Origin of the sequence: Nocardia sp. NPDC047038, from assembly GCF_040644075.1 — a bacterium.
Taxonomy (GTDB): Bacteria; Actinomycetota; Actinomycetes; order Mycobacteriales; family Mycobacteriaceae; genus Nocardia; species Nocardia sichangensis.
Window position 1 is genome coordinate 1 of record NZ_JBEYVQ010000022.1, and the last position, 8,836, is coordinate 8,836.

6 protein-coding genes are annotated in these 8,836 nt (G+C 63.9%); 4 read left to right on the forward strand and 2 right to left on the reverse strand.

All coding sequences use genetic code 11. From position 1 onward, the window contains the following. Positions 1-883: 883 nt before the first annotated feature. Positions 884-1,222, forward strand: a complete 339-nt coding sequence (locus tag ABZ824_RS35585; RefSeq protein ID WP_356968771.1) for a hypothetical protein — start codon at positions 884-886, stop codon at positions 1,220-1,222. 336 nt (positions 1,223-1,558) lie between these two features. On the opposite strand, the gene ABZ824_RS35590 is transcribed toward ABZ824_RS35585, so the two are convergent. Next, positions 1,559-2,161 carry a hypothetical protein gene (locus tag ABZ824_RS35590; RefSeq protein ID WP_356968773.1) on the reverse strand — a complete coding sequence of 201 codons (603 nt, stop codon included), beginning with the start codon at positions 2,159-2,161 and terminating at the stop codon, positions 1,559-1,561. Between the two features lie 433 nt (positions 2,162-2,594). Here ABZ824_RS35590 and ABZ824_RS35595 point away from each other — a divergent pair, with 433 nt between their 5' ends. Together ABZ824_RS35595 and ABZ824_RS35600 are read left to right on the forward strand one after the other, a co-directional pair. Continuing rightward, positions 2,595-3,149: a hypothetical protein gene (locus ABZ824_RS35595; protein ID WP_356968775.1), complete on the forward strand. Its 555-nt coding sequence runs from the start codon at positions 2,595-2,597 to the stop codon at positions 3,147-3,149. A 1,342-nt stretch (positions 3,150-4,491) separates the two neighbouring features. Further along, positions 4,492-5,451 carry an ATP-dependent DNA ligase gene (locus tag ABZ824_RS35600; protein WP_356968777.1) on the forward strand — a complete coding sequence of 320 codons (960 nt, stop codon included), beginning with the start codon at positions 4,492-4,494 and terminating at the stop codon, positions 5,449-5,451. 452 nt (positions 5,452-5,903) lie between these two features. Here the strand turns inward: ABZ824_RS35600 and ABZ824_RS35605 are convergent, their stop codons facing one another. Next, the gene (locus ABZ824_RS35605) at positions 5,904-6,302 is read right to left on the reverse strand and encodes a hypothetical protein (protein ID WP_356968778.1); all 399 of its coding nucleotides are present in this window, start codon (positions 6,300-6,302) and stop codon (positions 5,904-5,906) included. A gap of 431 nt (positions 6,303-6,733) precedes the next feature. Here ABZ824_RS35605 and ABZ824_RS35610 point away from each other — a divergent pair. After that, a partial coding sequence (locus ABZ824_RS35610; RefSeq protein WP_356968780.1) for a hypothetical protein occupies positions 6,734-8,836 on the forward strand: 2,103 nt, incomplete at its 3' end.

An 8,836-nucleotide genomic window follows, 5' to 3' on the forward strand; every position in this document is an offset into this window, starting at 1 on the left:
GAGCGACCGACCCAGGCCGTCACCCCGGCTCCCGCCGAGTCCCTTCCACGAACCCCGTAACAAGATCCGCGCAAAGGATGGTGCCCTAGTGACCGACCACCGCGCCGCCATCGCACCGGCCCGCGACAAGGCCTGCAACGACACCGGCCGCTGACACCCGGCGAACCGGAAGCAGCGGCCTGATGCTGAGGCGCTTATCGGGGAACCGCCCGGGACGCGGTGACGCGCGGTCCCCTCGAGCCACAGGCCCGGGCAGGGCCGGCGGTGAAGAACTTCGGGCGGCCCGGTAGCGGCGGCCGACGGTCTATGACATCGGCCCGAACAGTTGCCCACCGGCCCGATCCAGCCCTACGTCGGCCGTTGGCCCGGACCGGCCTGAGACCGCGCACCCGGCAGCCCCAGAAATTCTCTGGAGGCTGCCAGGTGTCCGCCTCGATGACCTGGTCAGCATCACTCGGAATCGTCGGTCAAACGGTCAGCCGCAGACTCCATCCATAACCGGGGCTTTCATCCGTATGGGGTGATCCCTGCGCCTGGGAGGTGCTCATAGCCTGTGGTTGAGCGCCGCGTAAAGGTGGGAGCCACTGTGCGGATCTGCCGTGTCGCGCTGACCCGTTCGACCGGCTCAGCGCGACACGGCTCGGGAGTCTCGGTGATCTGGCCGGGTTGGTGTCGTCGATGGCAATCGAATCGCTAATCGAGAAACCCCCTCCAGCTGGTGAGTCAGGTGGATGAATTTTTCCGCGACCTAGCGCGTCACCTCAGGGACGACTGGGGTCGGATCGTGGGGTGATACCGGCAGCTCGGCGTGGCTCGAGTGTGCCTGTACGAGTTCGCACCACCACTTCCTTGCGTGACGAACACACAACCGAAGGAGGAAGCTATGACCAAAGCAACCGAAAATCTCAAGGTCGAGCAGCATCCTATGTCCGCCGCGTCGAAGGCGACCGAACGTGCCTCGATCGGCTGGTACAAGCTGCACAACGACGCGGACAGCCCCGTCGCCGCCGTGATAGCAAACGGCCGAGACGGAGGCCGCCTGAGGGTGCTCGTGATTCCGCCCGATGGCACCAGTGACCAGTTCGATGACGGTACCCACGCATTCTTCTTGTGGGCTACCGGGGCGGCGGAGGTGTACGACTGCACCAACGGCACAGTCTGGGCCCACTTCCACGGGGATTTGCGGGGGAACCAGGTCAACAACGTGAGTTCGTTCCAGTAGGCGTGGTCCAGGGTCCCGGACCGACCGGGACCCTGGTACGGCTGATCGTTCAGCGGGCACCCGCGGGCGTATCCACGGCCCGTGGGGTCCACGTCCGCCCGGACCCGGCGGTAAGACGCCACCGCAGATAGTTTGCCCAGTCGGTACCACCTGCCGGGTGTTCCCAGACCCCTAGGTCCGTCACGACGCTGGGGTGTTGAGAAACGGATCGATTCTCAACACCTCTGCCGTATGACTACGAGGCCCGCTGCTACAACGGTTGTCCGTGCTCGTTCGGGACTGCTGCACGGACAGGAGACACCGTGGCTGGCGGCGATCAGGCGTTGGACTGGCGAACTACAGCCGAGTGATGTCGAGGTGCCACGTCACCTGGTAGTCCCAGCTCGACACTGCCGACCGATCGGTGACATGCCATGTTTTGATGCCCGGCTCGGCAGTGGCGAGCGGGATGTCGACGGCCAGTTGCCCCAGCCGGTCGTCCGATTCCCCGGGCTCCAAGATCCGGCTGGGAATGGCGGCGGTGGCGGTCGCGATCTTTTCCGCGAGGCGGGGTGTCGTCAAGGGTTTGATCGTGGTCTGGATCCCGAACACGGCGTCGTTGTATCGGTCTCGCCAGTCCATGGGCAGGTCCTGATCGAATGCGTTGAGACCGATACTCAAAGTCGCCGAGTCGTCGACGGTATCCCGGAAGAACACCGCGTGATCCGTCGGGAAGCTCAGTGTCTGCCCGGCAGCGATGCGCATCGGGATGGTGAGGGCAACTCCAATGGCGCCGTTTGCCACGGCACCTCCACACACATAGAACTGGTCACCGCCAACGATGTCGTCGGTGTGCTTGCAGGACACGCTGTGCAGGCTTGCCGTTAGCTGGGCTTTCGTCATCGTCTTCCCTCTCAGGTGGGTTGAGCGTGTCGAATCCCTGACCAGACAAGCTGCCAACCACCCCCAACGGTCGGCTCACCCGTTCCGGATGAAATCTCCGATGCCCGCCGCAGGCCGCCATTTCAGCGACGCTGCATACTCCGAATGCTCACCCAGAGCACCGACGCTGTGTAGGCGGGCGCGGCCGGTCCGGTCGCCGGTGCGAGCTGAAGGCGGCGCGCGGCCGTGGTCCGCGCTGACGAAACCATTGTTGAACAAACGATCGGTTCTCGACATCCGGAGCTTTCATCCGTATGGGGTGATCCCTGCGCCTGGGAGGTGCTCATAGCCTGTGGTTGAGCGCCGCTAGAGGTGGGAGCCACTGTGCGGGTCTGCCGTGCGCTGACCCATTCGACCGGCTCAGCCGACACAGCCCGACATTCCGCGTGATCTGGCCGGGTTCGTGTCATGCATTGCTTACAGGCCCAGCACACGATTTGTTGGAGGGGCAATGACCAGAACCGATCCACAGAACTTCACTACCCTGCTCGACAGCATCGCCCAGCGCCGCAGCGGCGGCGATGGCGCAGTTTCGGCGCAGTCCTCCACTCACATCCCCGCCCCTGAGGCCAGGGCGGCCGGTATTCCGCAGGAGGTCAAAGACGCCCTCCAACCTGCCGAAACGGGCATGCTGGACCAGTTCAGGGACACCGCGTCCAACACGGATTCGGGCGTTCAGCGCGTCCGCGCCGGTGCCATGTCCGCCCAACAGTTTCAGGAACTGATCGACCAACTGGCGAACAGCGCCATAAACCAGTTCCAGCAGCGGCAGGACTCGACCAAGGAAAAACTCAAAGACCTCGGCCACCAGCACCCCGACTGGATGCAGACGATCCTCTCCGTATTCAACACGGTCACCGACCTCCTGATGGACGTGCTGGACCGGGAAGTCGACTTCCTCCAATCGCTGCCCTCGAACTTCGACCAGCAGGCGAGTCGGGTGTTTCAAACCTTGGGCGACCTTGAGAATCGCCTCATCGACCGGTGGGGCCAAATCCTGGGGTGACCGACGACGGCGGAACCTATGCCCGGCCTACCGCAGTAGCCGCGAGAACCCGGTAGCCGGAACAAGCATCGCAACACCCAAGACGGTCCCGGAGCACGCCGGGACCGTCGGGCGTACTGGAGCATGTGATGGGTAGGACGTCCATCGCTGCGCACAGGTGTTGAGAATCGTTCGGTTCTCGCACACCCCCGCGCCATCGGGCGGTGTCGTCCGGAAGCCCAGCTCGACCGGGCCGGGCATGCGTCGACAAAACGCGTCGAAAACAGCGGGCGTCCAAGAACTCGGGAAGTTCTTGAGTACATGCTCTCCGGCGACACCCTTGTCGTGCTGTCCCTGGACTACCCACACAATGCCCGAACGTTGTGCCGAAGCAATCGAATCGTCGGGCCGCGTAGTAGTTCAGAGAACCACAAGCACCTTCCGCGGCGGTGTGATCATCCGAGTGGTCTCGTATTGGTTGCCCTTCATTGTGGCCTACCCGGTCCTGGCGATCGACGCGGCCGCAGCCGCCGGTTCCCGTGTCGCCCAACACACTCTCTGCGCTCCGTCTCCGGTCAATTGCACACGAGTCGTGCGCGACCGATGTGGCTCGCGCCCACGGACGCTGATCTCATAGGTGACTGCGCGCAGTCGTCCTCGACCTCGGCCGAGGCCTGTGTAGTCGGCCAGGTCGCTCCGTATTTCTAGGTCGGGTCGTGTCCAGTTTGTGCTCGTCACGATGAGCACAGCGTCATGGCTACGAACTCGGGCCAGCAGCGCCCGCATCCGGCTCGGCGATGCACCGCCAGGAGCATCGAAAACGATCATCGGCACACCGTCCAGCAGAACTGCGGCCACCTCCAATGGGTCGGGCCCAGGGGCAGCGATATGGGCCACGCGGCTGAGGTCACCACCCATCTCGGCCACTGCGAGCAGCCCCAACGAGGGCAAGCCCACCACGGCCGTCCACTCCCCCGCCGCAGTCGCCGCCGCCAACATCCCCAGCAACGGACCCTTACACCCGAGACAGGCGACGACGGCGCCGCGCGGTAGGCCACCCTCTGGCAGTGCATCACCGAGCCCACCCGCAATCGGCAATACTCTGCTGGAGTCGACGGCCGCCCTCAACGGCGGCTCTGTCGCACCGACGCGCCCGTCGATCGCCGCCATACGAGCACGAAGGGCCGACAATTTCTCCGCCTTCGACAGCCCAACCAGCGACTGATCAGCGATGCGCCCGGCACGGGGCGGTTCATCGCTCACAACAGACAAGGCATCATCGAACATTTGTGCGAATGATGACATATCTCGACTTCGTTGTCGACAAGACCCGCCAATCGATAGCCAGGAATAAGCTGATCTCATGGTCGGACCATTGGCTCCGATGCTGGCCGTCGCAGGGCAGCCTCCGGATGTCCCCGGAGTCTGGTCGATAGAGATGAAGTGGGACGGTATGCGCGCCATCGCACAGACCGGCCGGCGCTGCCGATTGTCCAGCCGTACCGGTCGCGACGTCACCGCGGTGTTTCCCGAGGTTACTAGCGCCCTCGATGTGCTGACCGAAGGACGCGAGTTGATCATTGACGGAGAGATCGTAGCGCCCGACCTCGCTTCGGGAGCGCCTCAGTTCGGGCGTCTCCAGCGGCGGATACATGTACAGAAGCCTTCGGCGGTGTTGATGCGTGCCATACCTACCCAGTACTTCGCATTCGATTTGCTGGGTGCCGATGGTCAGTTGATCACAGGCCTGCCCTATTCCCAGCGCCGCCGCCGCTTGGCCGACGTGGCGCTGTCCTCGGCGTCGGTGCAGACCCCACCGTCGTGGCCGGATGTCGATGCGGCAACGATGCTGGATCTAGCGCGGGAATATCAACTGGAAGGCATCGTCAGCAAACTGGCGGCCTCCCCCTATCGGCCGGCAGTCCGGTCTCCGACGTGGGTGAAGACTCCGCTGCGCCAAGCCGCCGACGTCATCGTTGCCGGTTGGGTCCCAGGCCGTGGCCGTTTCAGCACGCTCTTCGGCTCCCTCGTTCTGGCTGCCTACGACGGCCAGGGCCGATTGGTACACATCGGCAATGTCGGCACGGGCTGGACGATGCGCGCCCGCCGAACCCTACAGGCCCAGCTGAACGAGCTTGCCCGCGACACCGACCCTTTCGACCTACCTCCACAGGGGTGGCTGACCCGGTACGCGCGTTGGGTCGAACCCCAGATTGTCGGCTTGGTTGAGTATCGAGAAGTCACAGCCGAGGGGTTGCGCCACCCGAGCTGGCGCGGGGTAAGGCCGGACAAATCTCTCCATCAAGTAAAAGTGCCGAAATAGCATCGCGCAGCAAAGCGAAATCCGGTGTAACGACCGCGGCGCGTTCGGCGTTGCACATCGTCCCGGGCGCGGTTCCCACGTTGAGGAGTAGCCCAACATTGACGATTCCAGTCCGGTGACCGGCAGTGCGCCATTATCGAAATATGTCTCTTCACATCTACACGCCGGTGACTTGTATTCAAGGCGAGCCCTGAGTCCCCGAGCAACAGACCATGCGGTCGACGTATCTCGTGCCGTACGAACCTGTGTTCCTTGCGCCCGGTTCCGCCGCGCCCTTCGACTTCCTGCAAGTCCGGCGCCCGACACGATATCGATATAATCTGGGAAAAGCGGGCAACCGCGTTCGCGCCCGGGGTGAGGTGGTGGTGCCGATTCGCTCACCACCACCTCACGATCACCCAAGTCTATCGGGCACACCCAGCGCCGGAACGGACCGGCACCAGCTCACGCCGTCACCTGATACGGTGCATGGCTGGCCCCATGGGCGAGGTGGTACGCCCCGGCCGGTCGAACCATGGCAGCCAGTTCTCGTGGCTGCTCAGCAGGTGCGACTTGCCGTCTGTCGTCACCCCGATGACCCAGATCGATTCCGGGTGCCATCCGTCGTCGGTGGTCACCATTCGCATGTACATGCGATGCTCAGAATCGACGCCCAGACCGTTCACGTGGAACCGGTAGCGGTCTGTCCGCCCCCGCTCCCGCTCATTGCCTGCTACGTCGGGGAAGTCCAGCTGCACGGATCCCAGCTCGGAACCAGGAACCACGATGTGGAGCTGGAACTCGGCCTCGGTGTTCGCGTCCTCCTCGTCACGGGTCGTGTGGATGACATACACGGTCCTCAAGATCGCCATCAGGGCCACCTTTCTTCGTCGGACAGGTCGAAACCTTCCTTCTCGGTTTCGGCCTTCGGCTTTCGCCTACTTAAAAGAGATCATGGCGATATTCCGTTGTGTCCTTTCCGGACAAGATTCCGGACATGACTTCGCGAGGGCGAACCTCGACTCGGTCGGATCGCGGGATGGCCAGGGTCCTTGATTGCGCACGGATACGAAGTCATCAGTGACCGGCACCGGTCGGCGATGGACTTGATGCCAACCCGCGCCGTGCAGTGGCAACGGATGGGCAAATACCGTGGGAGGATTAGATACGGAGGGCGCTCGGGGTCCCCATCGACGCGGCAATGACCAACAACGCTGTCTGGCCCGTCAGCAGTTGCGACGCCTAGTTCCATACGACATGCATAACGTGCGGCCGAAGGTATGGATTGCTCAAGGAAATCCCTATGGCAGACGCATCAGCTCATACAGACCTGGTAGAGGCCCTGCTGGCCCTACATAAGGCTGTCGGATCTCCGACGCCCGCGGAGGTACATTTCCGGATCAAGACGACGGGTATCGCCAGAAACACCGTGCATGAACTGATCAAGGGAAAGGTGAAGAAGCCCAACTGGAAGACGGTGGAAGCGTTCCTCCCGGCATGCTGGCACTTCGCCAACAGGCGAGGGGTCCAGCTACCTCCGGAGTGGAAAGATCTTGAATGGTGGAAGCAGTTGCATAAGGCTCAGCCACCAGCGGCTCAACCACCCTCGGACTTGCTCCCCGATTCGACGTTGGACTCCTATTGGGATACGCGAGCGCGCGGTGTCGAAACTGCTCACATCCCCGGCATGTATTTCACCGGCCGTCGACGCGCGCTGACCGAACTCGTGGAATGGCTCGTCGCGAACCCGCACCCGGCCGACACCCTGCGCGTGGTCACTGGCGGACCTGGATCAGGAAAATCCAGCGTCTTGGCCCGGTTGGTGACACGGTCTGACCCGGGCTTCAGGAGTAGCCACCCTCTCACGGCCGACGACCCGCTGTTTGTGCTGCCGGAAGGTGCGGTCGACGCTGCTGTGGACGCCCGGGGACTCGACAGCTCCCAAGTACTGCAGGCTCTCGCTACAGGTCTGGGCTCCCGCGCCACGGATGTCGACGCACTCCTGGACACGCTGGCCTGCCAGAGTGGGCCGATCACGGTTGTCGTCGATGGTCTCGACGAATCGACCGAACCGAGGCGGGCTGCTGGCCTGCTGCGTCGTCTGGCCTGCGATGCTGCCGATTTCGGGGTGCGGCTGCTGGTCGGAACCAGGGCTGGTCACCAGCGCGGGCTGCTGCTAGCGCTCGGTGTCGCCGCGGTCCGCACCGCAATCGATCTCGACTTCGCCGCCTACCTCGACAGGGCAGACCTGGCGCAGTATGTGCGGCGACGGTTGCTGTTCGAGGGTGCGCCGCCCGAGGCAACCTCGGTGTGCGATACCCCCTACCGGGGTAAGGCCGAGCTCGCGGATCGGGTCGCCGCCCGGGTCGCAGACCGCGCGTATCCGTCCTTTCTGATCGCTGCCCTCACCGCTGTGGGTCTCGTTCGCAGCGGCACCGTCGCCGACGTCGATCAGGACGGCTGGGACCGATTCCCTGCCACGGTCGCCGACGCCATGCGGACTTATCTGGACAGATTCTCGGCCGCGGACGCAGACCGGGTCGAGGATCTGCTTCGGCCGTTGGCCTACGTTCACGGCGAGGGCCTGCCGGTCGATGAGCTGTGGGCTCGTCTGGCCTCTCGGCTGGGCAAACCCGGCCGCACCTATCGAGTCGAGGACATCTGCTGGTTGCTCGCCGCCGCCGACTACCTTCTCGAAGCCGCCTACCCGGACAGTGCCGGTGGAGCCGAGCCGGTCTATCGGCTGTATCACCAAGCTCTCGCCGAGCATGTACGCGATCAAGATCGTGCGCGCGGCGTACCGGCGGAGGAGATGGTCTATCAATTGCTCCTCGAATCCGTGCCGCACCGGTTGCAGCAAGATCTCGACTGGAAACAGGCCCATCCCTACATCCGAGACCACCTTGCAGACCACGCTGCTGCTACCGGGCATCTCGACGAGCTGGTAGACGATCCAGGATTCCTGCTGATGGCGAACCCGTCGACCCTGACCGCCCGCCTACAGCAGGCTCCATGGATCACCACTTCCGGCGCGCGCACATATCACGCCGCGGCTCACCTCCTCGCCGAGCCTGCCGATCGTTTGTTTCAGTTGCAACTGCACGCGGCACGGCTGCGGGAAACCACCTTCGAGCGCCGACTCGCCGCCTTTCCGGTCGAAGCGTCCCCACGGCTGGCCTGGACAAGCGAGCCGCGCCACACCCCTCACTACACACTCGCCCGGTACAGCTCTCCCATCGCGGCTGTGGCGATCGCAGCATTAGATGGCTATCCCCTCGTAGTGTGCGCCGGTAAGGACTGCCGACTGCATGTGTGGGACCTGACTGCTGGTGCCCTGGTCGGTGACCCGTTGACCGGCCATACAGGACCGATCAGAGCGGTCGTTGCCGCGGACGTCGGCGGTCGG